This window comes from Paenibacillus sp. FSL R7-0302, assembly GCF_038006885.1.
Lineage (GTDB): Bacteria > Bacillota > Bacilli > Paenibacillales > Paenibacillaceae > Paenibacillus_AQ.
In genome coordinates this window covers 1,046,150-1,069,182 of the sequence record NZ_JBBOWB010000001.1, presented here as the reverse complement: position 1 = coordinate 1,069,182, position 23,033 = coordinate 1,046,150, and the positions used below count along the sequence as shown (strand labels likewise).

23 protein-coding genes are annotated in these 23,033 nt (G+C 54.1%); all 23 read right to left on the bottom strand.

Annotation, left to right across the window (positions count from 1 at the left end; genetic code table 11):
- Nucleotides 1-32: 32 nt before the first annotated feature.
- The gene (locus MKY96_RS04595) at nt 33-1,148 is read right to left on the bottom strand and encodes a Nif3-like dinuclear metal center hexameric protein (RefSeq protein ID WP_340938872.1); all 1,116 of its coding nucleotides are present in this window, start codon (nt 1,146-1,148) and stop codon (nt 33-35) included.
- Nucleotides 1,124-1,903: a tRNA (adenine(22)-N(1))-methyltransferase gene (locus tag MKY96_RS04590; RefSeq protein ID WP_340938871.1), complete on the bottom strand. Its 780-nt coding sequence runs from the start codon at nt 1,901-1,903 to the stop codon at nt 1,124-1,126. Before MKY96_RS04590 ends, MKY96_RS04595 begins: the two co-directional genes overlap by 25 nt.
- The gene (locus MKY96_RS04585; protein WP_143803583.1) at nt 1,900-2,478 is read right to left on the bottom strand and encodes a hypothetical protein; all 579 of its coding nucleotides are present in this window, start codon (nt 2,476-2,478) and stop codon (nt 1,900-1,902) included. Before MKY96_RS04585 ends, MKY96_RS04590 begins: the two co-directional genes overlap by 4 nt.
- Before the next feature lie 385 nt (nt 2,479-2,863).
- Nucleotides 2,864-3,997, bottom strand: coding sequence for an RNA polymerase sigma factor RpoD (gene rpoD / locus MKY96_RS04580; RefSeq protein ID WP_036690273.1), 1,134 nt, complete (start codon nt 3,995-3,997; stop codon nt 2,864-2,866).
- Between the two features lie 40 nt (nt 3,998-4,037).
- Complete coding sequence (dnaG, locus tag MKY96_RS04575) at nt 4,038-5,873, bottom strand: DNA primase (RefSeq protein ID WP_245368119.1); 1,836 nt, start codon at nt 5,871-5,873, stop codon at nt 4,038-4,040.
- Nucleotides 5,874-5,897: 24 nt separating this feature from the next.
- Nucleotides 5,898-6,377 carry a YaiI/YqxD family protein gene (locus MKY96_RS04570; protein WP_076076338.1) on the bottom strand — a complete coding sequence of 160 codons (480 nt, stop codon included), beginning with the start codon at nt 6,375-6,377 and terminating at the stop codon, nt 5,898-5,900.
- Between the two features lie 175 nt (nt 6,378-6,552).
- Entirely contained in the window at nt 6,553-8,634 is a 2,082-nt protein-coding gene (gene glyS, locus MKY96_RS04565; RefSeq protein ID WP_340938870.1) for a glycine--tRNA ligase subunit beta, read from the bottom strand.
- A complete protein-coding gene (glyQ, locus tag MKY96_RS04560; protein ID WP_036724333.1) occupies nt 8,627-9,514 on the bottom strand; it encodes a glycine--tRNA ligase subunit alpha in 888 nt (295 codons plus the stop codon). The genes glyS and glyQ overlap by 8 nt, the downstream gene beginning before the upstream one ends.
- 446 nt (nt 9,515-9,960) lie before the next feature.
- Nucleotides 9,961-10,716: a DNA repair protein RecO gene (recO, locus tag MKY96_RS04555; RefSeq protein WP_076154225.1), complete on the bottom strand. Its 756-nt coding sequence runs from the start codon at nt 10,714-10,716 to the stop codon at nt 9,961-9,963.
- Between the two features lie 36 nt (nt 10,717-10,752).
- Nucleotides 10,753-10,896 (bottom strand): YqzL family protein, encoded by a 144-nt coding sequence (locus MKY96_RS04550; protein WP_076075837.1) that lies wholly within the window; start codon nt 10,894-10,896, stop codon nt 10,753-10,755.
- Between the two features lie 110 nt (nt 10,897-11,006).
- On the bottom strand, nt 11,007-11,897 hold the full coding sequence (era, locus tag MKY96_RS04545) for a GTPase Era (RefSeq protein WP_036724337.1): 891 nt from the start codon (nt 11,895-11,897) through the stop codon (nt 11,007-11,009).
- A gap of 646 nt (nt 11,898-12,543) precedes the next feature.
- Nucleotides 12,544-12,717, bottom strand: coding sequence for a hypothetical protein (locus MKY96_RS04540; RefSeq protein ID WP_340938869.1), 174 nt, complete (start codon nt 12,715-12,717; stop codon nt 12,544-12,546).
- 212 nt (nt 12,718-12,929) lie between these two features.
- Nucleotides 12,930-13,349, bottom strand: a complete 420-nt coding sequence (locus MKY96_RS04535; RefSeq protein ID WP_340938867.1) for a cytidine deaminase — start codon at nt 13,347-13,349, stop codon at nt 12,930-12,932.
- 246 nt (nt 13,350-13,595) lie between these two features.
- Complete coding sequence (locus MKY96_RS04530; RefSeq protein ID WP_340938865.1) at nt 13,596-13,991, bottom strand: diacylglycerol kinase family protein; 396 nt, start codon at nt 13,989-13,991, stop codon at nt 13,596-13,598.
- Entirely contained in the window at nt 13,991-14,491 is a 501-nt protein-coding gene (gene ybeY / locus MKY96_RS04525) for an rRNA maturation RNase YbeY (RefSeq protein WP_340938864.1), read from the bottom strand. The genes MKY96_RS04530 and ybeY overlap by 1 nt, the downstream gene beginning before the upstream one ends.
- Complete coding sequence (locus tag MKY96_RS04520) at nt 14,463-16,742, bottom strand: HD family phosphohydrolase (protein ID WP_340938863.1); 2,280 nt, start codon at nt 16,740-16,742, stop codon at nt 14,463-14,465. The genes ybeY and MKY96_RS04520 overlap by 29 nt, the downstream gene beginning before the upstream one ends.
- Nucleotides 16,743-16,759: 17 nt before the next feature.
- Nucleotides 16,760-17,731, bottom strand: coding sequence for a PhoH family protein (locus MKY96_RS04515; protein WP_036690294.1), 972 nt, complete (start codon nt 17,729-17,731; stop codon nt 16,760-16,762).
- A gap of 15 nt (nt 17,732-17,746) precedes the next feature.
- Nucleotides 17,747-18,928 carry a sporulation protein YqfD gene (gene yqfD, locus MKY96_RS04510; RefSeq protein WP_340938861.1) on the bottom strand — a complete coding sequence of 394 codons (1,182 nt, stop codon included), beginning with the start codon at nt 18,926-18,928 and terminating at the stop codon, nt 17,747-17,749.
- A complete protein-coding gene (yqfC, locus tag MKY96_RS04505; RefSeq protein WP_036690297.1) occupies nt 18,925-19,218 on the bottom strand; it encodes a sporulation protein YqfC in 294 nt (97 codons plus the stop codon). Before yqfC ends, yqfD begins: the two co-directional genes overlap by 4 nt.
- A gap of 181 nt (nt 19,219-19,399) precedes the next feature.
- Nucleotides 19,400-19,993, bottom strand: a complete 594-nt coding sequence (locus MKY96_RS04500; RefSeq protein WP_340938860.1) for a hypothetical protein — start codon at nt 19,991-19,993, stop codon at nt 19,400-19,402.
- Between the two features lie 16 nt (nt 19,994-20,009).
- Nucleotides 20,010-21,011 carry a flotillin-like protein FloA gene (floA, locus tag MKY96_RS04495; protein ID WP_076075813.1) on the bottom strand — a complete coding sequence of 334 codons (1,002 nt, stop codon included), beginning with the start codon at nt 21,009-21,011 and terminating at the stop codon, nt 20,010-20,012.
- A gap of 36 nt (nt 21,012-21,047) precedes the next feature.
- A complete protein-coding gene (locus tag MKY96_RS04490) occupies nt 21,048-22,385 on the bottom strand; it encodes an NfeD family protein (RefSeq protein WP_340944440.1) in 1,338 nt (445 codons plus the stop codon).
- A 202-nt stretch (nt 22,386-22,587) separates the two neighbouring features.
- Complete coding sequence (locus MKY96_RS04485) at nt 22,588-23,031, bottom strand: GatB/YqeY domain-containing protein (protein WP_036724349.1); 444 nt, start codon at nt 23,029-23,031, stop codon at nt 22,588-22,590.
- Nucleotides 23,032-23,033 lie beyond the last annotated feature (2 nt).

The window sequence follows — 23,033 nt, the reverse complement described above, 5'->3', positions numbered from 1 at the left end:
CCGCCCGGCGCACAAGTGTAAATAATAACAGCCTACAGGAATGTAAAAGGCTCGGTATCCGGCTGCGAGGCATGCACTGCCGTGCCGTACTTATGCTCCGTCAGCTTGCCGGCCAGAAACTCCGCTACCTTCACCTTCATGATCTTCTCCGCATTATGGCCCGGATCGATCAGGGCGATTCCCGCGAGGTGCGCATCCTGTGCGGTATGGTAATCAATATCGCCGGTCACCAGCACATCCGCTCCCTTGAAGATAGCGCTGCTGTAGTACTTGGCACCGGACCCGCCCATGACTGCCGCCTTGCGGATCTTGCGGTCCAGATCTCCAACTACCCGCACGCACTCCACATCCAGCCCGCGTTTGACCGTATCGATGAACTCACCAAGCGTCACCTGCTCCTTCAGCTTCCCCACTCTTCCAAGTCCAAGGCTGCGGCCTTTGAGGTCCATGGAATACAGATCATAAGCCACCTCTTCATACGGATGAGCCTTCAGCATGGCCTGTACCACCTTGTTACGGATCGTATGCGGCACAATCGTCTCGATGCGGACCTCTTCAGCCCGCTCCAGCTTGCCAGGCGTGCCGAGATACGGGTCCGTGCCCTCCTGGGGAATGAAGGTGCCATAGCCTTCGATATTGAAGCTGCAATGGCTGTAATTGCCGATCCAGCCTGCCCCGGCGTTCAGGATGGCATCCAGCACCTTCTGGTGATGATCCTTCGGCACGAATACAACCAGCTTGGACAGCTGCTCGGTATGAATATCCTTGATCGGTGCACCGTTCTCAATGCCCAGCGCCTCGGCCATCCAGTCGTTCATTCCGCCTTCGGCCACATCCAGATTCGTATGGCTGATATACACGGCAATGTCGTTTTTGATCAGCTTCTCATATAAGCGGCCTGCCGGGGTATCCGTCAGAATCCCTTTGATCGGCCGGAAAATCACCGCATGATGGGCAATGATCAGATTACAGCCCTTGGCAATCGCTTCGTCCACAATGCTCTCATTGACATCCAGCGCCACCAGCACCCCGGTAATTTCCTTCTGGAGACTGCCGACCTGAAGCCCGACATTATCCCATTCCTCCGCCAGATGCTTCGGGGCAAGCTGCTCCATATATCCAATTACGGTCTGTCCTTTGGCAAACATTCCAGCACCTCCGCAATCCGTTTAATCTGAAGTCTGATCTTGCTGCGCTTCTCCTCAGCCGCCTCCAGCTCCGAACGTGCGAGCGAGGCCAGGATGCTCTCCAGCTTGGAGATTTCACCCTGCCATTTGGCAGCGAATACTTCATTCGGCGCTTGCAGCAGCAGCGGTCCCATCTCCAGCAGCAGCGCCTGATCAAGGGCTACCTTCCCTCCGGCAAGCAGACGTCCACTGTACAACTGTTCATTTGTCCCCGCCGCTTCAGTGCCCTCGGGAACCGCAGTCAGGATCTCATAGATTTTGCCGTCTTCCTCCAAAATATGCTCCGAGACCAGCACCCAGCTGTTAGCAAGCAGCCAGCGGCGCAGAATATCTTCGCCTACATTGGGCTGCAGCGCGAGCGTCTTCACCCCGGCCAGCTTGCCGAGCTTCTGCCCGCGGTCCAGAATCGCCGCGATCAGTGAGCCGCCCATCCCGGCAATGGTAATGCAGTCCGTTTCCCCCGGCTCCAGCACCTCCAGCCCGTCTCCGCGCCGTACAGCGATCTTTGCACCGAGTCCTGCTTCCGCAACACCACGACGCGCCGCTTCATAGGGTCCCGGATTTACTTCTCCGGCAATAGCCGAAGGCACCCGGCCGCTCTTCACAGCGGCAACAGGCAGCAGGGCATGATCTGAGCCGATATCGGCAAGTCTGCTGCCCGCAGGGACCTGCTCCAGCAGCAGCTGAAGCCGGTCAGATAATTTTACGTTGTTCATGAGGCCACCCACGTTATCCATTTTTTTCTGAAGAGGAACAGCAGCGCAAGGCCCACTGCAATCTTCAGTATTAATATCAGCGAGGTCCATTCCGGGAATCCCGCTCTGAGCCATAGCGCATCCACCTCCGGCATCAGCCAGAGGGCAGCACCCGCCCCCAGGTACACCCCAGAGACCCCGCTAACCTTGTGATACATCAACCAGCTCATCCAGATCATCAGCACACACAGCGGAAGCCAGAGCAGCTCCAGCTCCAGAAGAGAGGCATCCGGCCGGACATGTCCGAAGAATCCTGCATAGAGCAGAGCCCAGAAGGCATATCCGCAGAAATGAAGCAGCCCGATGCGCAGAAAAAAACCAAGCACACACCACAGCAGCCCGCAGGCCGCAATCAGCAGCGGTGTCCAAAAATCAGCATCCAGCTTATGCAGCTCAATGAGCCACAGTCCGAATCCCAGCGTTAAAATGCTGCCGATTCCCGCCAGCATCAGACTGATTGTCTTGTTGCGGTTCAGGTAAATCGCTGAATATCCATAACAAATAATTAGGACACTGAGCGCTGTTGCAAGTTGCAAAGGCCAGGGAAAAACGCTAAAATAAAGACTAATCAAGAAAATCAAGGAAATAATTCCAAAACCAAACAGCCAAATTTTGATGCTTCCCTGCTGGAGATTCCGTAACGATACCGGATTGCTGTCCTTCACCTCTGCCTGATCATCATACAGGTTAGTCAGGAAGTCACAATATTGCTCGGGCAAAAGCTTGCTTCTTCTCCAGTATTGTATTTCTCTTAATATAGTATCACGTTTCTCCAGGTTCAACCGGCATCCCTCTTTCTAGAACTTGCCATCCCTACATTAGAAGCTCCCGCACACGGCGGGACTCCAGCATTGGTGAATCCCCTTGACAACATAATAGGACCTCCTGCCACCGTGCAGCAGAAGGTCCCGGTTGTACGGTCTATTCAAGGAAATCCTTCAGCCGCTTACTGCGGCTGGGGTGACGCAGCTTACGAAGCGCTTTGGCTTCGATCTGGCGAATCCGCTCGCGGGTTACGCCGAACACCTTGCCCACTTCCTCAAGTGTTCTCGTCCGTCCGTCATCCAGTCCGAAGCGCAGGCGGAGCACATTCTCTTCACGCTCAGTCAGCGTGTCCAGCACATCCTCCAGCTGTTCCTTCAGCAGCTCATATGCCGCTGCATCCGCAGGCGCCAGCGCCTCCTGGTCCTCAATGAAATCTCCCAGATGCGAATCATCTTCCTCACCAATCGGTGTCTCCAGCGATACCGGCTCCTGGGCAATCTTCATGATCTCTCTAACCTTCTCAACGGTAAGCTCCATCTCCGCTGCAATCTCTTCAGGCGACGGCTCGCGTCCCAGCTCCTGCAGCAATTGGCGGGAGACCCGGATCAGCTTGTTGATGGTTTCAACCATATGCACCGGAATACGGATCGTACGCGCCTGGTCGGCAATCGCACGCGTAATCGCCTGACGAATCCACCAGGTTGCATAAGTACTGAATTTGAAGCCTTTGTTATGGTCAAACTTCTCAACTGCCTTGATCAGACCCATGTTGCCTTCCTGAATCAGATCCAGGAACAGCATGCCGCGTCCGACATAACGCTTGGCGATACTGACCACGAGCCGCAGGTTCGCTTCTGCCAGTCTCCGCTTCGCTTCCTCATCACCATTCTTGATCCGCATCGCCAGTTCCACTTCATCGTCAGCCGATAACAGCGGCACGCGGCCGATTTCCTTCAGATACATCCGGACGGGATCGTTGATTTTGATCCCCGGAGGCAGCGACAGATCATCGTCGAAGCTGAAGTCGTCTCCTTCTTTGTCCTCATTGTCTTCGCTTGGACGGAGGCTGTTCACCTCTTCATCGTTCTCATTGACAACCTCGATCCCCAGATCGCTCAGCTGCTCGTAGAATTCCTCCATCTGCTCGGGGTCTTGATCGAATGGCGACAATTTCTCCATGATATCTTTGTAATTAAGTGATGATCTTTTCTTCCCGTGATCAATAAGCTGATCCTTAACCTGATCCAGAGTAAATTCCGCTTCCAGTTCAGTGTGCTGATCGTTCGCCATAATTCGACTCCCTCCTCCCTAGGTACATCCTGTCAACAGCTCATTGTCTCTCTAGGGCTAAAATTTCACTTGCTATTTGTGCTGCACGCAAAAAGTCACCGGATTTCTCCGCCTGAATCATCTCTTCACGCTTGGGTTCAATTTTGCGCTGCAGAGGATACTTCCGCACTTCACGAATACAATCGTCCAGAACCTGGGTATTCCAGTCCGGAGGGGTATCCATCATGGAGATGGCCGTTGCGGTCTTCTCCAGACGGTCGTCCTGAAGCGATGATAGGAACCGGCTGATGCCGGGTGGTTTGCCTTGCGCATAATAAGCATATAGATAAGCGGCGATTGCCGCATGATCATCAATATTGAACTCTTCTCCGAGCCGTTCACCCACATAGGCCGCCGCTTCCGGGTCTTGAATCATGAATGATAACAGGCGCCGTTCCGCAACATGGTAAGCAGGCAGTAAGGTAGGTGTCTGCACTTGCCCTTTTTTATGCCTACCATTATTCCACCTATTATCGTTATTATCCCCTTCGGGGTTGTTTTTTTGCATGGAGGCCCGAAGTAAATTACAATCCTGCTTCAGACTGTCGTAGGACAGCTCAAGCTCGGAGGCGATTTCCCGCAGGTACACCTCCCGCTCCGTTGAAGAAGGGAGCCCGGCGATAATCTCCAGAGCCTCCTTGACATAGGCAATTTTGCCGTCTTCCTCTAGGAGTATATGGTTTTTTTTCAGATATATAAGCTTAAATTTGATGGAGGACACGGCAGAGTCAATCACTTGTTCCCTGAATCTGTCCCCGCCATGCCGGGAGATGAATTCATCCGGGTCCAGGCCGCTGGGAAGCAGGGCTACCTTGACCCGCAGACCGCTGGCTTCCAGGATAGGAATGGCCTTAAGGGCCGCAGCTTGTCCAGCCTTATCTCCATCATAGGCAAGCACAATCTCATCTCCAAGGCTCTTCATCAAGCCCACGTGACCCTCGGTGAGCGAGGTTCCCATCGTGGCTACCCCGTTCTGCACACCTGCCTCCCAAGCCGAAATGACATCACCGTATCCCTCGAACAGGACGATTTGCCGCGTTTTGCGGATGGATGCTTTGGACTGGTGCAGATTGTACAGAATGCGGCTTTTGTTAAATAACCGGCTCTCGGGAGAGTTCAGGTACTTCGGCTGCCCCTCCCCGAGAATACGTCCGGCGAAGGCGATCGTCTTGCCCATGCGGTTCGCAATCGGAAAAATAACCCGGCCGCGGAAGCGGTCCAGATATCCTTTGCCTTCCCCTCGGGCAGACAATAGTCCGCCCTTCTCCATCTCGGCGAGATCGAAGCTGCGCTTCTCCAGAAACTGCAGCAGCGTATCCCAGCGGTCCGGCGCGTAGCCGATCTGGAACTGGTCAATCATTTTGTCGCTGAAACCCCGGGTTCTTAAGTAATCCATGGCGGCAGTGCCGTATTCCGTGTTTTTCAGCAAAAAATGATAAAACTTCGCCGATAATTCATACGCCTGAATCAGCCGGTCCCGCTCGGGATCGGGGGCAGCAAGCGCCCCGCCTCTCCCCTCAGGAACAGGGATATCACTCTCTTCCGCCATGATTCTGACTGCTTCGGGGAAGGATAATCCTTCGATTTCCATCCTGAATTTGATGGCATTTCCGCCCATACCGCAGCCAAAGCAATGAAAGACTCCCCGGTCAGGGGTGACAGTGAAGGAAGGGGACTTCTCCGAATGGAACGGGCAGAGGCCCCATAAATATTTACCCTGCTTGGACAAATGGACAACCTTGCTGACTGTATCGACAATATCATGCCGCGCCAGCACGTTCTCGATAACCTCTTCGGGAATAGGACCATGTCCGCTAGCCACTTCAACCACCTTCATCTCTTAACAGTTAAATATAATTCGCTATAGCTGGACATTCTCCTGCAAAATTGTTAAAAGTTTTGTCAGTTTATGTTGAAAAAGATTTTTTTCCTCTGCGGTAATCGCTTTGGGACCCTTGGAATAGTGCCCGCGCCTGCGTTCAACCGCCTTGGCATGCCTGCTCTCCAGCATAAAATCCATGGTAGAATTCTCATATTCCTGGCCCCGGTTCGAAAGTGCAAGGCAGCGTTTGCCCAGCGCCAGCGCCGCCAGTCCATAATCCTGCGTAATTACGATATCCCCTGCAGAGATATGATTGGCGATATAGAGGTCGGCACTGTCTGCCCCGCGGTCCACCTGAACCACCGTAACGCCTTCTTCCGCCCTCAGCACATGATCATAGGAGGAGACCATCAGCACCGGAAGCCCGAATTCGCGCGCCACGGTAATAATCTCCTGCTTAACCGGACAAGCATCCCCGTCCACAACAATCTTTCTTAGCCGGGAAGTTCCCAAGCTCACCTCACCAAATTCCTGTGTAATATATATTACGCTCAACCGTTCAAAAATCCTTCTTTGGTAAAGCATAAATACGGAACGAATGTCAACTTACGCATTGGCACCGTTCCGTATATTTATACCCTAAACCCTCGATCTATACCATAAAATCACAAACATTACTTAAAACCTGCCTGAATTACCACACCAGCTTGCCGAAATCAGCAAACAACCTGGAGTCGGTATGAATGCCGGCCAGCAGCGCCAGACGGTTCGAGCGGACGGCTTCGTCTTCGGCCATAACCATAACCGAATCGAAGAATCCGGTAACCGCGGCTTCAAGTCCCGACAGAATCTGCAGGGCTTCAGCGGCATGTCTGGAAGCAAGGGCTGCGCGGTAAGGCTCATGAATACTCTGCCAAGTCGCGTACAGCTTCTGTTCCGCTTCTTCCTTAAGCAGGGCCGGGTCGATAACTGCACCCTCCGGAGCTTTGGCGGCCAGATTGCTGACACGGGTCAGTGAATCCACAGTAATTTTGAAATCAGCCTGATCGGTTACGGCGTTCATCAAAGCCAGACTTCTGCTAACTACATCAACGATATCATCAAATCCTGCCGCAAGCGCTGCATCTACAACATCATAACGTACATTGTTGTCAGCTAGCAGGCGTTTGACGCGCAGACCGAAGAACTCGTACAGAGTTATACGCAATTCAGGGGTGAAATGTTTCTCTGTACGGAAACTTTCATGAACTTCCAGTGCCGCTGCAAAAATCTCCTGCAGGCTTAGGCTCAGCTGATGCTCCAGTACGATCTGGACAATCCCTGCTGCCTGACGGCGCAGGGCATAAGGGTCCTGGGAGCCGGTTGGAATAATTCCGATCGAGAAACAGCCGACAATCGTATCGATTTTATCAGCAAGGCTGACTACAAGACCTGCCTGTGTAGAAGGAACAGCATCTCCGGCGAAGCGCGGCTGATAATGCTCGAAGACCGCTTTGGACACCCGTTCTGCTTCCCCAGCCTTGCGGGCATAATCCTCACCCATCGTGCCTTGCAGTTCAGGAAACTCACCTACCATCTGGGTTACCAGATCGAATTTGCAAATATCCGCTGTACGGCTCACTTCCGCAGCAGCTTCTGAAGACAGCTCAAGCTTCACCGCCAAGCGGTCAGCGATGGCACGGATACGGCGCACTTTGTCACCTACACTGCCCAGCTCTTCATGATAGACGATATTCTCCAGCTTGGCCAGAGCATCATTAATCTGCAGCTTCTGGTCTTCTTCATAAAAGAATTTGGCATCCGACAAGCGCGCACGCAGCACCTTCTCGTTCCCCTTGGCGATGACATCCAGCGATACCGCATTCCCGTTACGTACTGTTACGAAGAACGGCAGCAGCTTGCCGTCTTCACCAAATACCGGGAAATAACGCTGATGCTCACGCATCGAGGTGATCAGCACCTCCTGCGGAATATTCAGGAAGGCCGGATCAAAGGTACCGAACAGCACAGTCGGCGTCTCTACCAGGAACAGGACCTCTTCCAGCAGATCCTCCTTGATCGCAATCTTCCAGTTCTTCTCTTCCGCAAGCTTATGAATACCGCTTAGAATCAGCTCTTCGCGCTCCTTCACATCCACCAGCACATGCTGGCTGCGCAGAGCTTCAACGTATGCAGCAGGCTCTGCGATCACAGCTTCTTCACCGAGGAAACGGTGGCCGCGGCTCACCTTGCCCGCCTTGACTCCGGTAATCGTAAGGTCAATGATCTCTTGGCCGAAGAGAGCTACCATCCAGCGGATCGGACGGACGAACTTGAAATCATAAGCGCCCCAGCGCATATTTTTCGGGAAGGTCATGCTGCTGACAATGCCCGCCAGGCCTTCGGAGAGCAAGGAGGCTGTCTCGATGCCGGTGCTGCTCTTGGTCACATAGATGTATTCCACGCCTGCCAGTTCCTTGAACGTGAACTGCTCCGGCGTGGCGCCCTGACTGCGGGCAAAGCCTAATGCAGCCTTGCTCCATTCGCCGCTGGCATCCAGTGCGATTTTGCGTGACGGGCCTTTGACCTCTTCGCTTACATCCTCTTGGCGCTCTGCGGCATCCTTCACCAGTACGGCAAGGCGGCGCGGTGTTGCATATGCACTGACGCCCTGATGACTGATCCGTGAGGCCTCCAGCCATTTCGCCGTTCTGTCCTTCAGTTGCTCCATCGCCGCGCGGATAAAGCGTGCAGGGATTTCCTCCAGACCGATCTCGAACAGAATATCCTTAGACATGGTCAGCACCTTCTTTCTTCAGCAGCGGGAAGCCCAGCTTCTCGCGTTCCTCCAGATATGTCGCCGCTACGGTGCGGGCCAAATTGCGTACTCTCGTAATGAAGCCTGTGCGTTCCGTTACGCTGATTGCGCCGCGCGCATCCAGCAGGTTGAAGGTATGCGAGCATTTCAGCACGTAATCATACGCCGGGAAAACTAAATGGTTCTCCATCGCTCTGCGGGCTTCCTCTTCGTAGGTGTTGAACAGGGTGAACAGCATTTTGACGTCCGAGACTTCAAAGGTGTAGGTGGAATGCTCAACCTCCGGCTGATGGAACACATCTCCGTACGTCATGCCGTCTACCCATTCCAGGTCAAATACATTTTCCTTATCCTGAATATAGGAGGCCAGACGCTCCATCCCGTAAGTGATCTCCACGGCTACCGGACTTGCTTCAATTCCGCCGACCTGCTGGAAGTACGTGAACTGGGTAATTTCCATACCGTCCAGCCACACTTCCCAGCCGAGACCCGCACAGCCCAGAGACGGATTCTCCCAGTTGTCTTCAACAAACCGCACATCATGCAGCAGGGGATCTACGCCCAGTGCCTTCAGGCTATCCAGGTACAGCTCCTGAATATTGTCCGGGGACGGCTTGATGATCACCTGGAACTGGTGATGCTGATACAGGCGGTTCGGGTTCTCCCCGTAACGGCCGTCGGACGGACGGCGTGAAGGCTCCACATAAGCAACCTTCCACGGCTCCGGACCCAGGGAACGTAAAAAAGTCATAGGGTTCATCGTGCCCGCCCCTTTTTCCGTATCATACGGTTGGACGAGAATACAGTTCTGGGCGGCCCAGAATTGCTGCAGGGTCAGAATCATCTGCTGAAAGTTCATAACTACCGGCTCCTTCGCTTTACAAGTGTGTACTGCCTCTTGCTTATGACTGGCTCTTGCTGCTGCGCGATGGAGGCGGCACCAGCTTCTATGTACCTGCGGTATGTGCTGGAAGAAGGATCTCCCGCACAGCCACAAGCCAAAAAGCTCCCGCCCCCATGCCTGATGAACAGACATAGGGACGAGAGCTCAAATATGTTCTCCCGCGGTTCCACCCTACTTGATTACGCAAAAATCACGAAATCCACTTTTGATGTCGCCGCTTCCGTACTCCCGGGTGCCCTGTTCATGAACGTCGTCCCGCCAGGCTTCCACTACCCCCGGCTCGCTGCTGCGACAATATCGCCCACTACTTTCCCGATCCACGCACTCTCTCCAGTTCTGGAGCAAACACGGCAATCTTATAAAAGAAACTGAACTTATAGTAACGGATAATTAGCGATTCGTCAAATATTGTATTTGTCGAGCTGGTCCAGGAAGCTCTGGGACTTCAGTCTGAGCCCCAGCTGCATATCCATGAATCCCCGCATGACGGTCTTCAGCTCCGCACGGGTCTCCGGCTTCACATCCACGTTCCCCAGCCTGGTCAGATCCAGCGCCGCGAAGATCCGCAGCAGCTTCAAGGCACGCGGAGAAATCTCCATGGCCGGAGGATCGTTATGCCGGCAGCTACGGCAGAGGACTCCCCCCAGACGCGGACTGATTCTAAGCTCCTCATCCGGCTTGTCTTTGCCGCAGACAATACAGGAATCGAGCTGAGGCCCATAACCGGCAGCCTGCAGCACCTTCATTTCAAATACATTATTGATAATGCCGGGCTCTTTGTCTTCCTCCAGTGCATTCAGGCAGGCGGTCAGCTGGCGGTACCAGAAGCTGCCTGTCTCTTCATCATGCAGCACCCGGTCCAGCAGCTCGCAGGCATAGGATGCATACGCCGCCTTGACCAGATCCTCGCGCAGCGGATGATGGGACTTCGTGATCTCGCCGGCATTCAGTGTTCCCAGTCCGCCGTTGTTGCGGAAGAACACGAACTCACCTGTTGTGAACAGCTGGATCAGGGCAGCATGACGGCTTTTGACCTTCTTGGCGCCCCGCACCAGAACCCCTACTTTACCGGCGTTCTCGGTGCAAAGCGTAATAATGGCGTTCCCTTCACCGTAGTCCATGCTGCGGATGACGATCCCTTCCACCCTGTATAGCATGCCTCTTCCCCCAACCACTCGGCAAGCAACCAGTCCTTATTGTGCTTCTTCATCGATGGCCATCTCTTCCTCCGCCGGCAGCGGTCCGCTGCCCTCGGGCGAATCCCCAGCTTCCCTGTACAGCAAATACGCATCGAGATCTCCAGTCATTGCAAAATACTTCCACGAAAAATTCCGCATTCGTATTCATCCTTTCTTCGGAAACACGATGTCTCTTCAGATGTAGGATGTGCGATGCCCCAGGATCTATCCGTGCAATTCCTGCCATGTTGAGGCGGCGGGAGAGGTGATCATTCTTTATGGAAGCCCAAATCCCGCAGAACGCGGTCCTGGTTACGCCAGTCTTTTTTCACCTTCACCCATAATTCCAGGAAAATCTTCGAGCCCAGCAGGTTCTCAATATCCGTCCGCGCCCTGCGTCCGACTTCCTTCAGCAGCGCTCCCTGCTTACCGATAATGATTCCCTTCTGGGAATCGCGCTCGACAAAGATAACCGCCGAAATATGCACAACCCCATTCGGTTCCACGCTCATATCCTCAATCGCCACGGCGATGGAATGCGGCACCTCTTCACGGGTCAGATGCAGAATCTTCTCGCGGATCAGCTCCGCGCAGACGAACTGCTCGGGGTGATCGGTAATCTGGTCGTCCGGGTAATACTGCGGGCCTTCCGGCAGGTATTTCTGCACCTGCTCCAGCAGCGTGTTGACGTTATTGCCCATCTTGGCTGAGATCGGCACGATCTCGGCGAACTCATGCAGCTTGTTATATTCCGTAATCATCGGCAGCAGCGCTTCCGGTTCAATCTTGTCAATCTTGTTCATCACCAGAATGACCGGGGTCTTAATGCTGCCAAGCTGTTCCGCGATAAAACGGTCGCCGCCGCCCATACCCTCGGAGGCATCGACGAGGAACAGTACAGCTTCCACTTCATGCAGCGTGCTCATAGCGGTCTGATTCATGTAATCGCCCAGTTTGGATTGTCTTTTATGGATACCCGGGGTGTCCAGGAATACAATCTGCGAATTATTCGCCGTATATACCCCGTGAATCTTGTTCCGGGTGGTCTGCGGCTTGTCCGACATAATGGCAATCTTCTGGCCGATTACCTGGTTCATGAGCGTTGATTTACCTACGTTTGGTCTGCCGATAATGGCGACAAACCCTGATTTGAATTTCATATGATCCTCCTAATTTATCTTACAACTTGGTTGAAAGCGTTTCGGTCAAAAGCGTTCACCCTTAAAAGCGTTTCGATCCCCCTAAATCCCCCTTCGCCAAGGGGGACCCCAAGGGCCCCGGCCCTCTGGACACCCGGAACTGGCGTGGGCACAGCGGTTGACGCGGGACAGGTAGCTGCGGAGCATGAACGCTTTTCGTTCCCTGCGGGAACACGCTTGAGTGCGGCGCGGTTGATTGGCTGTGACCAGCATGCGGCGCGGGACAGGTAGCTGCGGAGCATGAACGCTTTTCGTTCCCTGCGGGAACATGCTTGAGTGTGGCGCGGGAAAGATTAATTTGTTGTATACCCGAAGCCTGCCCATGCCCACCTGCAATAACTAGCCCGGCATTCCCACAATAACTAGCCTGCCATGCCCCGCAACTAGCTTAGTTGTATTTTGTACACTTATTCTGCTCCAAATCAAAGGTTATTACGGTTTAGTTGTAATTCATACATCTATTTTCCTCTTCAACGTTACTTTCGGCGTTATCCAATGAACATAGTTGTACAAATTACACTTAAATCAACTTTTAGCGGGAATAGTGGAAAGTTAGTTGTACAATATACTGTTAACTCTGGAGCACGCTTGACTACAGCGCGGATGATTAGTTGGATACCGGAACGCTCGCCTGGCCCATGTCCCAGCACCAGCACCAGCAGGCCAGCACCAGCACCAGCACCAGCACCAGCACCAGCACCAGCACCAGCACCAGCACCAGCACCAGCACCAGCACCAGCACCAGCAGGCTTAATTGTATTTTGTACAACAGAATAAGCAAATCTAAGGCTCTTTAACGGTTCTATTGTATTTTATACAGCAGATTTGCCGCAAACAGGCCATAAACAGGTTATTTCCCGTTTTCAATTGCACGAAATACAACAGAACCTATCTTGCATCCAATTTTGGCACAATCTATTGTACGTTATACAGTAGAGTGCCCAACAGCAGCAATATGTTGAAGTCCTTAGTACCAGCACCAGCTTGCTGTCATCACTCCGCACTCTGTCCCTGCGCCAGATCCGCAGGACCGAAGGCGCCGGGGAGCAGATCGCGCACGGTTGTCTCCACAATATCACCCTTGAGGTTGCCGAGAATAACCGGCATATCAGGTCCGCACAGCTCGACCATCACCTGCCGGCAGACGCCGCAAGGCGATACGGGGCCATCCGTGTCGGCCACGACAGCGATGGCTTTGAAGGTACCGGGCTTGTGCCCGTCCGCAATGGCGCGGAACATGGCCGTCCGCTCGCCGCAGTTGGTCGGGCCGTAAGCGGCATTCTCGATGTTGCAGCCGTGGTGGACCTTGCCATCCTGATCCAGAAGGGCTGCCCCTACCCCGAAGCGGGAATAAGGTATATATGCATTGGCTCTTGCCTTGATCGCTTCTTGAAGAAGTAGCGCATAATCCATAATTGTCCTCCTAAAAGTTTTATCAAGCATCCTCTTCATTGAAATCCCTTCGAGATAAAACTCGCTTCGTAAGCATAAGCCTAGTTTTATTGAGCACTCTCTTCATCGAATCTTCTTCGAAATAAAACTCGCTTCGTAAGCATAACCTTAGTTTTGGGAGCATGGCCCGAAAATATTATCCTAATTAAAGATGACGGAGCGCGCAAAGCGGGTCCGCCTCTTACACCAGCTGAAGTTGTAAACTGATTATGACATAAGACCTGTGATCCAGTCCATCACGGGATGATAAAAAACATAGATTCCGGCAATCACGGCAAACACCGCCGTAAGCAGCACAGCGCCTGCGGCGGTATCTTTGGCCTTCTTGGCCAAGGGGTGAACCTCAGGCGAAACCAGATCAATCGTCGCTTCAATCGCCGTGTTCAGCAGCTCGGCTGTCAGCACCAGCGTAATGGCCAGCAGCAGCATCATCCAGCTTGACAGAGGAAGCCTGAACACAGCGGCGGCAATCACTACGATAACAGCAAGGCCGCTATGCACCTTCATGTTCAGCTCCGACCGGAATGCTGCCGCAATGCCGTGTGCGGCGAAGCGAAAGGAATGCCAGAATTTTTTGTGGCCCACCGCCGTATTCTTGACCATTAGCGTGTCAACCCGACCTGAGCCAGAGCCTTCTCCTGCTTGGACATCATTTCGGCCTCAGCCTCCGGCTCCTGATGATCATAGCCCAGCAAATGCAGGAACCCGTGGACGAACAGGAAGCCCAGCTCCCGCTCCAGCGAATGGCCGTATTCCTCAGCCTGCTCCTGCGCCCGGGTAACCGAGATGATAATATCCCCAAGCACATTCGGTACTTCCTCCAGCTCTTCGTCCTCATCTGCCAGGTCGTACCGGATCTCCAGCTCATCTTCTCCGGCCTCATTCATCGCGAAGGAGAGCACATCGGTCGGACGGTCAATGCCGCGGTACTCGAGATTCAGCTCGTGAATGCGTTCGTTATTGACGAAGGTCAGATCCACTTCCCCCGTGTCAATCCCTTCCGCTTCCCCTGCTGTCTGCAGAATCCGCTCCAGCAGCTCAATCAGATCGCCGTTAATTTCATGTTCATCCTGTTCATTGTTCCAAACGACGCTCAGACTCATTTTTGATGGCCCCTTCCTCTTTTTTGGGCTTGCGCACATCCTCGGGGTATTCAATCCGGGAATGGAATATGCCCATTACCGTCTCTTTCAGTGTCCGTGAAATAATATCCAGCTCCTTGAGCGTCAGATCGCATTCATCGAACTGATGGTCATCCAGCCGGCTTTTGATAATTTTCTCAATCATGGTCTCCACCTGCACCACGGTTGGCTTGCGGAGCGAACGGACTGCGGCCTCCACACTGTCGGCGATCCCGACGACTGCGGATTCCTTCGACTGTGCCTTCGGGCCGGGATAACGGAAATCCTCCTCCGTGAAGTCCGGCTCTACACCCTTATCTTCTGCAAGCTTCAATGCCTTATGATAAAAATAATGCAGGAACGTCGTGCCGTGATGCTGCTCCGCAATATCGCGGATCGGCTTCGGCAGCTTGTATTCCTTCTGCATCTCCACCCCGTCCCGGGCGTGGGCCACAATGATCGACTTGCTCAGCTTCGGCTCAATCGAGTCATGCGGATTCTCCATATTGTTCTGGTTCTCTATGAAATAGAACGGGCGCTTCGTCTTGCCGATGTCATGATAATACGACCCTACCCGGCACAGCAAGCCGTCCGCACCAATCGCTTCGGCCGCAGCCTCGGACAGATTGCCTACCATCACGCTGTGGTGATAGGTTCCCGGCGTCTCTGTAAGCAGCTTGCGCAGCAGCGGATGGTTCGGGTTAGACAGCTCTACGAGCTTCAGGGCCGACAGAATGCCGAACGTTACCTCGAAGAACGGCATCAGGCCGATGACCAGCACTGCGGTAAGCAGACCCCCGGCAAAGGAGAAGCCCAGAGCATATAACGTATTCGTCTCGTTCCATACGCCGCCGCTCAGCATGGTCAGTATGGCTACGGTCAGGCAGCCGAGCAGAGACACCATAATACCGCCCTTCAGCAGCGTTGAGCGCTGTCCGGCGCGGTGGGTCGAGAAGATGGCAACATAACTTACGATTAGGGCAAAGAAGCCGAAGGTGAAATCAAATATCGTATTCTGCTGGACATTCAGCAGGATACTGGCCAGAATGCTGAACAGAATGGAACAGAAATAAGCTAAGGTCATGTCCAGCAGCATGGAGATCAGCATCGCGCCCAGAGCCACAGGTGCCAGATAGCCTATATATGTCCGCACATCGGTTTGCAGGAAGGCCGTCAGCTTCATCATAACGATGGTAATGATAAACACCAGCACCAGCATAAGCAGCTGGGAGTTATTGTATTTGAAGCCTGAGGCTCCGCCATTGTAGCGGATGAAGGTCATCAGGCCAAAGGACAGCAGTGCAGAGAGCAGCAGCAGGCCGAGCTGCGGCCAGTAATTAATCTCTTTGCTGAGAAGTCCGTTTTCATCCAGCAGCTTGTACAGCTCAGGGGTAATCTCCTGATTCTTGGCTACCAGCACATCCCCCTGCTCGATGAATACATCCGGTGTATTCTGACGGGCCTGCACCTTCGCTTCCTTGGTCGCATCCTCGTCATAGAATTTGTTGGCGGTGATCACCAGCCGCACCAGCTCCTGCACCACCTCGCGGGCGGTCCGCTGGCCCAGCGAACTGACGCTGACCTGCTCAGCGACCTTAGCGCGCGCGCTCTGGGCGTCGGTAATCTGGTCGTTCATCAGCTTGGTGACAATATCCCGGGCCACCGGCTTCATTTCGATGATATCCTGCTGAGTCAAGCGCGGAATCTTGATATAGGTCTCTTCCGGAATGACGTAGGCCTGGTCCTTGATGACAGACTGCATTTCATTCAGCAGATGCTCGGAGTAAGTCCCGGCCTTTTGGCTGGCAGCCACAAAATTTAGGATAAAATCATTGGCCCGCCGCGGAATCTCTTCCCGGTAAATCTCCGTCTTCTCGCTCTGTGAAATCGTATCATCCTGATTCAGCCCGCCGATCCGGTCCAGCAGCAGAGTTACTAGATTCTCCGCCCGGATAGGAATAATGGCATAACGGTTGGTCACATTCTCTGCAGCAGTCTCCTGGGCCTTGAGCTTGGCGTTGGTGTCCAGGATTTGCTTGGGTGCTGTAATCTCCTTGGCACTGCGGGTTCCCTCTTTGATATCATACCTTTTGGGCAGCAGATCAGAGGACAGGCTGAGGTAGAAAACAACCGCGAGTAACAGGAAAAGAGCATAGCGCGACACCGCGCTATACTTCCATCCGCTGCTGCTATATACAAATCCGCTTAATTTCGATGGTTGCTTTGAGGCCATGAAGACAATCCCCTTTTTTATTGGAGGTTTTCGGCAGAGCGGTCATAGGCAACGATAATTTTCTGCACAAGGGAATGACGGACAACGTCCTGCTCAGCAAAGTATACAAAGCCAAGCTCCTCGATACCGGAAAGAATCGTTTTGGCTTCGATCAGCCCTGACTTCTTGCCGCGCGGCAAATCGATCTGGGTCACATCGCCCGTGATGACCATCTTGGAGCCGAAGCCCAGACGGGTGAGGAACATTTTCATTTGTTCGGGTGTGGTATTCTGCGCTTCATCCAGGATGATAAAAGCATCCTCCAGCGTACGCCCGCGCATATAGGCAAGCGGTGCAATCTCGATCAGCCCGCGCTCCAGCGCCTTCGCCACCTGATCAGGCCCCATAACGTCGTACAAGGCGTCGTAGAGCGGCCGCAGATACGGATCTACCTTCTCCTGCAAATCTCCCGGTAGGAAGCCCAGGTTCTCCCCGGCCTCTACAGCCGGACGCGTAAGCACGATCCGTTTGACCGAGCCTTCCTTCAGCGCCGTCACCGCGAGGACCACAGCCAGATAGGTCTTGCCGGTGCCTGCCGGGCCGATGCCGAAGACGATATCACGCTTTTTGATGGTGCTCACATAATGCTTCTGGCCAATCGTTTTGACACGGATCGGCTTGCCGCGGAATGTTGTCGTAATCTCGCCCTTGAACAGGTCAAGCAGCTGGTCGGCACGGAAATCCTTCGCCAGCTCCACGGCGTACTGCACATCGCGTTCGCTCAATATGTAACCCCCGCGTACGAGTGACAGCAGCACGTTGAAGAGCTGGCCCAGCATGTCCACTTCCCGCTCCGTACCGCGAATCGTGATTTCGGCCTCGCGTGAGTTAATAACTGCCGGAATTTCTTTCTCGATGATTTTCAGGAATCCATCCTGCGGGCCGAACAGGGATTGCGCTTCTCCCGCATTGTGCAAAGATATTTGAATGCTTGCAGTCTGTTCTGACAAGTAGCCTCATTCTCCTCAATTGTTTACTATCGGAAGCTCTTCCGCGATTCTCTCTTCCACCTCAAACAGCACTTTCATATAAACTTTACCATTCTCTTTCTTCTCATGCAAAATTTTTTGACTTTTGATGACGCTATCAGCGCCGTAACGCGCGAAAATATCGCTCTTGGCCCGCGTCAGCCCTTCTGCACGCGCGGCTTCCGAAGTAAGCGCTTCAGTGGTATATTTAATCTCCAGCTCCTTCTCGGTCATCAGGCCCAGCGGCAGCTGAAACGAGCGCCACGACAGCATGTCAGGCTCTGAAAGTGTACGTGACTTCGTAAACCCGGAGTCCCCGTAGCCCCATAGCTGAATTGCCCATTTGCCAAGAACGAGATAGGTGCGGTCCTTGCGTTCTCCTGTATACGCACTGCCCGTTCTTTTGAGCGGTACCTCCAGATTATATTCATGCCATACAAGGCCTTTGACCATGCCTTTGGCAACTACGAACTCTGTATTCTCCTCGTCACCAAGCGCTCCGGAGATGAGGATGTCCCCTTTTTTGACCCGCGAATTCCGGCTGACCACCGGTCTGCCCTGCTCCGCGTAGATCTCAGTCACGACTGCATCGGTCCGGCTGATGAGATGGCGCTTGCTGAGCAGCGGTTTGTTATCCGGGCGGTCAGCTTCGACGACCTGTATGGTAATGCTCGTCCCGTTCCGGTGGAACCCGGCCCAAGTCAAGCCCGGAACCAGGGTGGTCAGCTCACGGGACAGCTCGTCCGACTCCTGCATGCGCCAGATCCACTGAAACGGATAGACGCCCTCCTTGCGTGCGGCTTCCAGGATGTCCTCGGTCGGAATGCGGGTATTCCCTTCCACCTTGACGCTCCAGATCATCGAGGAGAGCAGCAGCAGGCCTACACCGAAGATCAGCATACCTGCGGCAAAAAACTTCCGTCTCCACAAGCGCGCGAGGCGAAACGGAAGTCCGTGCCTGGCTGTAACATGCATACGGCAGCCTGTCTTTTTGAGGAGCGGGCGAAGCCGGAAAAAGTCATCCAGCAGCAGATTCAAAGAAGCGCCGTCCCCGGCAGGCCTCACATCCCAGATGATGATGTCCGCTCCAGTTACAGCATTAATGAATTTCTCCACCTGCGGTCCGCTCACATGCAGTGTAACGAACCCCCGCAGTGATGACAGAGGCGGTTCTTTCATGGATTCTCCCCACTTTCCTTATATCTGATTTCACCGATTACTCCAATGACGGCAAGCTCCTGGCCCAGAATATTGCGGATGACCAGTCCTTCACCGGAAATCTCCAGCACCCCTTGGGTTAATGCCAGCCTGAGCTGCTCCGAAGAGAAATGCAGCACGCCGCGGTGGTTCTCAATATACAGCTCCTTATTGCCGATCAGGGTGATCCGGGGCATCTCCTGCAGCACATCCTGCGGAAGATCCAGTACCCCGTTTGTCCATCCCCGCAGCCTGCGGCCGATACGGGTCATAAGTAGACGCTCCCCCTTCCTGCCTTCTGTACACCTTATGCGGCGGGGCGGCTGTTTATGAGAAGAACTCACACCCTTCTCCCAGGGAAAACAGCAAAAAAGCCTGAATCCCTTCCGGTTAAGGAATGGATTCAGGCTTATGTGCAGTATTACATGTTGATCGGGAGGCGGAGGCAAGGTCTTAGCGCCGCGTGGAATGCGGCTGGCGGGCACGGGGCGGACCCAGCACCTCCGCCCATACCAGACCGCTGCGCAGCGCGTCAGGGTCGCCTGTGAGCGGATGGGCAGCATATGCCGATGATGCTGCATCTGCGTCCTCCCCGCCTTCTTCGGAGCCCGCAGACGGGACCGCAGCCGCCATTCCGTCGAAGGCAGCCTGCAGCGCCTCCAGCTCCCGCTGCATGCGTTCTGTGCGGGCCTCCACGCTGTCCAGGTCATCGGCCTGTTCCAGAGACACCCCTTCGCCGTTCTCATCATCGGCAGCCGGCTGCTCAGCCTCAGCCCATGCTGGCGAATACGGGGCATCCTGAGCATCCGGCGGCAGGGCAGGCCGGTCCGGGCCAGCCTCTGCCCCGGCAGGCGCAGGGAAGCCGCTGCCCTGCTTCTGTGCGTGTCCGGCCTTCCGGCGGCGGGGCAGCATATTGCCGCTGCCCCCGCCGCCGCCAAAGGTAGGCATCCCTCCGCGCGGAGCCTGTTTGTCTTTGCCCTTTCTTTTGTTCAGATTGGTGATGATCGCTATGGCCGCAAGCACCAGAAAATAGATCACGCCGCTCATGGGAGCTCACATCCCTTTATTTGTGGGGCGGACGGCTGCTGTCGTCCCCATCGTTTAGTTTGCCGAGGGAACCACGCATCTGCGTATCTGCCTCGATGTTTTTAAGATTCATATAATCCATCACGCCAAGCTTGCCGGAGCGCAGGGCTTCGGCCATCGCCAGCGGAACCCGGGATTCGGATTCAACGACCAGCGCCTTCATCTCAACCACGCGGGCCTTCATCTCCTGCTCATGGGCAACCGCCATCGCCCGGCGTTCTTCAGCTTTCGCCTGGGCGATGCGCTTATCCGCTTCTGCCTGCTCGGTCTGCAGGTACGCACCAATGTTCTTGCCTACATCCACATCCGCAATATCAATGGACAGAATTTCAAAGGCAGTCCCTGAGTCCAGACCCTTGGACAATACGGTCCGGGAGATGGAATCCGGATTCTCCAGCACATCCTTATGCGAATTACTGGAGCCGACTGTGGTTACAATCCCCTCGCCGACACGGGCAATAATCGTCTCTTCGCCCGCACCCCCGACCAGCCGGTCGATATTGGCCCGCACCGTTACCCGTGCCTTGACCTTGACTTCAATCCCGTTCTTGGCTACAGCCGCAACAATCGGCGTCTCAATGACACGCGGGTTAACGCTCATCTGAACCGCCAGCAGCACATCTCGTCCAGCCAGATCGATGGCGGCGGCACGTGTGAATTCCAGCGGAATATCCGCTCTCTGGGCGGCAATCAGCGCGTTCACTACACGGTCCACATTCCCTCCGGCCAGATAATGGCTCTCAAGCTGATTGATATTCAGCCCCAGCCCGGCCTTAGTCGCTTTAATCAGCGGATTGACAATCCGGCTCGGCGTTACCCGGCGCAGACGCATGGCTACCAGCGTGATAATGCTGATTTTGACCCCGGAGGCCCAGGCGGACACCCACAGCATGACCGGGAAGAAGCTGAAGAAGACGCTTAGTACAATAATCACGGCTACCGCGATCAGCAAAAAAGTAATCATAGATGCTTCTAACATACGCTTACCTACCTCCGATATTTTGATAGACAAAAATTATTTCTCAGCTTCCTTCACTACCACACGGCCGCCCTCAACCTTCACCACGGACACGGCCGTCTGCGCCTCAATGAACCCGCCTTCTGTCACCACATCTATCCGTTCGCCGCCAAAGGTGGCGGTTCCGGCCGGACGCAGCGGGGTTACACTCATGCCGGAAGCCCCGATCAGACGCAGCTTCTCCGGGACAGGCACGAATCCCTTTTCTCTGGTAAGGCTGTCCTGAAGGATGAACCGGTTCCAGATTCCCCGCTCCTTGAAGACTACGGCTACAATCACAATAACCACAGCCGCCGCCGAAAAAGCGATACCAAGGCTGAACAGCGCATGTGTAAAGCTGTAAGCAGCCCTTACAACACCCGCCACCAGACTGATGGACCCGAGGATTCCCAGAATACCGAAGCTCGGCACGAACAGCTCCAGAATCAGCATCACCAGTCCCAGAATGAACAGCAGCAGCGTCTCCGCCCCGGCGAAGCCGGCCACATAGTTGCCGAAGAAGTAGAGGGCAAATGCCAGCGTACCGACAATTCCGGGCACCCCAAAGCCGGGCACCAGCAGCTCGATGAACACACCGGCGATGCCCACAAAGAGCAGAATTGTCATGACTACCGGATGAGTCAGAAATTGCGACATTTTCTCCGCACCGGTATGTTCAATGCGAAAAATGTCGTCTGTCGAGTAGCCCAGCCAGGTAATCGCCTCCTGCTCCGTTCCAGCAATCCGGTCGGCGTAACCAGCCTGAAGTGCTTCATTGCTGCTCAGAGCGATAATCTCGCCCGCCTGCTTGTTCACGCCCAGTTCCGGGCGGTTAACTACCAGATGAACATCCATCATGCCGGCAGCCACTTCAGGATCACGCCCGTTCAGCGAGGCAGCCCCGATCATTTTGGATTTCCAGTACGATACCATCTTGGCGTCTTCCACGCTCTTCCCGTTCATGTCCACCAGCGAAGCGGCCCCGATCATGCTGCCCGGCTTCATGATAATGGCGTCCGCGTTCAGCGCGATATAGCTGCCTGCTGAAGCGGCGTTGCCTTTGATATAGGCTACTACCGGGATCTTGCTGTCTCTGACCAGAGTGCCGATTCTTTCGGCGGAATCCACCCGCCCTCCAGGTGTATCAATCTCCAGAACAATCAGAACTGCGCCGTAATTCGCCGCCTCCTGAAAGCCCCGTTCCAGAAAGCTCTGCAATCCGCGTTCGATTTCCTGGTCCACCGGAATGATGAAGACCGGGCCGCCGACAACTGTACCCGCCGCTGCGCCCGATGCGCGGACCGCTTCATTATCCGCCTGAACCGTCCCCGCCAATGGCAGGAACAGAAGAACCATTAAGGCCGCGATACAGGAAAATATGATGGTGCGTAACTTATTCAAGCCTGCGCCCCCCCTTTTGTACGTGAACCATTTGCATTCTCAACTTATCATTTTATGTAAGTCTGCATATAATTCTTAGTATACCTTATACGCAGTTCTATCCAAAAAGCTCCACACAATGAAAAACACCCCTTATAAAAGGGGTGCTAGCGTTATATTATTGCAGAAATTGCTGAACCGCCTGGTTCACAAGTTTACCATCGGCGCGACCTTTGACCTTAGGCATCAGTGCGCTCATCACCTTACCCATTTCACTTTTCGAAGAAGCACCGGTTTCCTGGATGGTCTGCTGTACAATTACTTTAATTTCTTCTTCGGTAAGCTGCTCGGGAAGATATTTAATGATAATCTCGATTTCTGCCTTAGTACTCGCGGCAAGCTCATCGCGACCCGCTGCTTCAAATTCTTGGAGGGCATCTTTGCGCTGTTTGATTTCACGACTAAGGATATCAAGCACTTCGTTGTCGTCTAATGTTCTCTTCAAATCTATTTCAAGATACTTTATTGTAGAACGAACCATTCGAATGGTGGAGAGTGTGAACTTGTCCTTACTCTTCATCGCTTGCTTCATATCTTCGTTCAATCGTTCGCTAAGATTCATGC

Coding starts and splice junctions, on each gene's coding strand:
- MKY96_RS04595 (WP_340938872.1), bottom strand. CDS start 1,148: ATGTTTGCCAAAGGACAGACCGTAATTGGATATATGGAGCAGCTTGCC.
- MKY96_RS04520 (WP_340938863.1), bottom strand. CDS start 16,742: ATGGCCTCAAAGCAACCATCGAAATTAAGCGGATTTGTATATAGCAGC.
- yqfD (WP_340938861.1), bottom strand. CDS start 18,928: ATGAAAGAACCGCCTCTGTCATCACTGCGGGGGTTCGTTACACTGCAT.
- rpoD (WP_036690273.1), bottom strand. CDS start 3,997: ATGGCGAACGATCAGCACACTGAACTGGAAGCGGAATTTACTCTGGAT.
- MKY96_RS04485 (WP_036724349.1), bottom strand. CDS start 23,031: ATGAATCTTAGCGAACGATTGAACGAAGATATGAAGCAAGCGATGAAG.
- floA (WP_076075813.1), bottom strand. CDS start 21,011: ATGTTAGAAGCATCTATGATTACTTTTTTGCTGATCGCGGTAGCCGTG.
- glyQ (WP_036724333.1), bottom strand. CDS start 9,514: ATGAACTTTCAGCAGATGATTCTGACCCTGCAGCAATTCTGGGCCGCC.
- MKY96_RS04490 (WP_340944440.1), bottom strand. CDS start 22,385: ATGGTTCTTCTGTTCCTGCCATTGGCGGGGACGGTTCAGGCGGATAAT.
- MKY96_RS04500 (WP_340938860.1), bottom strand. CDS start 19,993: ATGAGCGGCGTGATCTATTTTCTGGTGCTTGCGGCCATAGCGATCATC.
- era (WP_036724337.1), bottom strand. CDS start 11,897: ATGAAATTCAAATCAGGGTTTGTCGCCATTATCGGCAGACCAAACGTA.
- MKY96_RS04550 (WP_076075837.1), bottom strand. CDS start 10,896: ATGCGGAATTTTTCGTGGAAGTATTTTGCAATGACTGGAGATCTCGAT.
- MKY96_RS04535 (WP_340938867.1), bottom strand. CDS start 13,349: ATGGATTATGCGCTACTTCTTCAAGAAGCGATCAAGGCAAGAGCCAAT.
- recO (WP_076154225.1), bottom strand. CDS start 10,716: ATGCTATACAGGGTGGAAGGGATCGTCATCCGCAGCATGGACTACGGT.
- MKY96_RS04530 (WP_340938865.1), bottom strand. CDS start 13,991: ATGGTCAAGAATACGGCGGTGGGCCACAAAAAATTCTGGCATTCCTTT.
- dnaG (WP_245368119.1), bottom strand. CDS start 5,873: ATGAAGGTGGTTGAAGTGGCTAGCGGACATGGTCCTATTCCCGAAGAG.
- yqfC (WP_036690297.1), bottom strand. CDS start 19,218: ATGACCCGTATCGGCCGCAGGCTGCGGGGATGGACAAACGGGGTACTG.
- glyS (WP_340938870.1), bottom strand. CDS start 8,634: ATGTCTAAGGATATTCTGTTCGAGATCGGTCTGGAGGAAATCCCTGCA.
- MKY96_RS04590 (WP_340938871.1), bottom strand. CDS start 1,903: ATGAACAACGTAAAATTATCTGACCGGCTTCAGCTGCTGCTGGAGCAG.
- ybeY (WP_340938864.1), bottom strand. CDS start 14,491: ATGAGTCTGAGCGTCGTTTGGAACAATGAACAGGATGAACATGAAATT.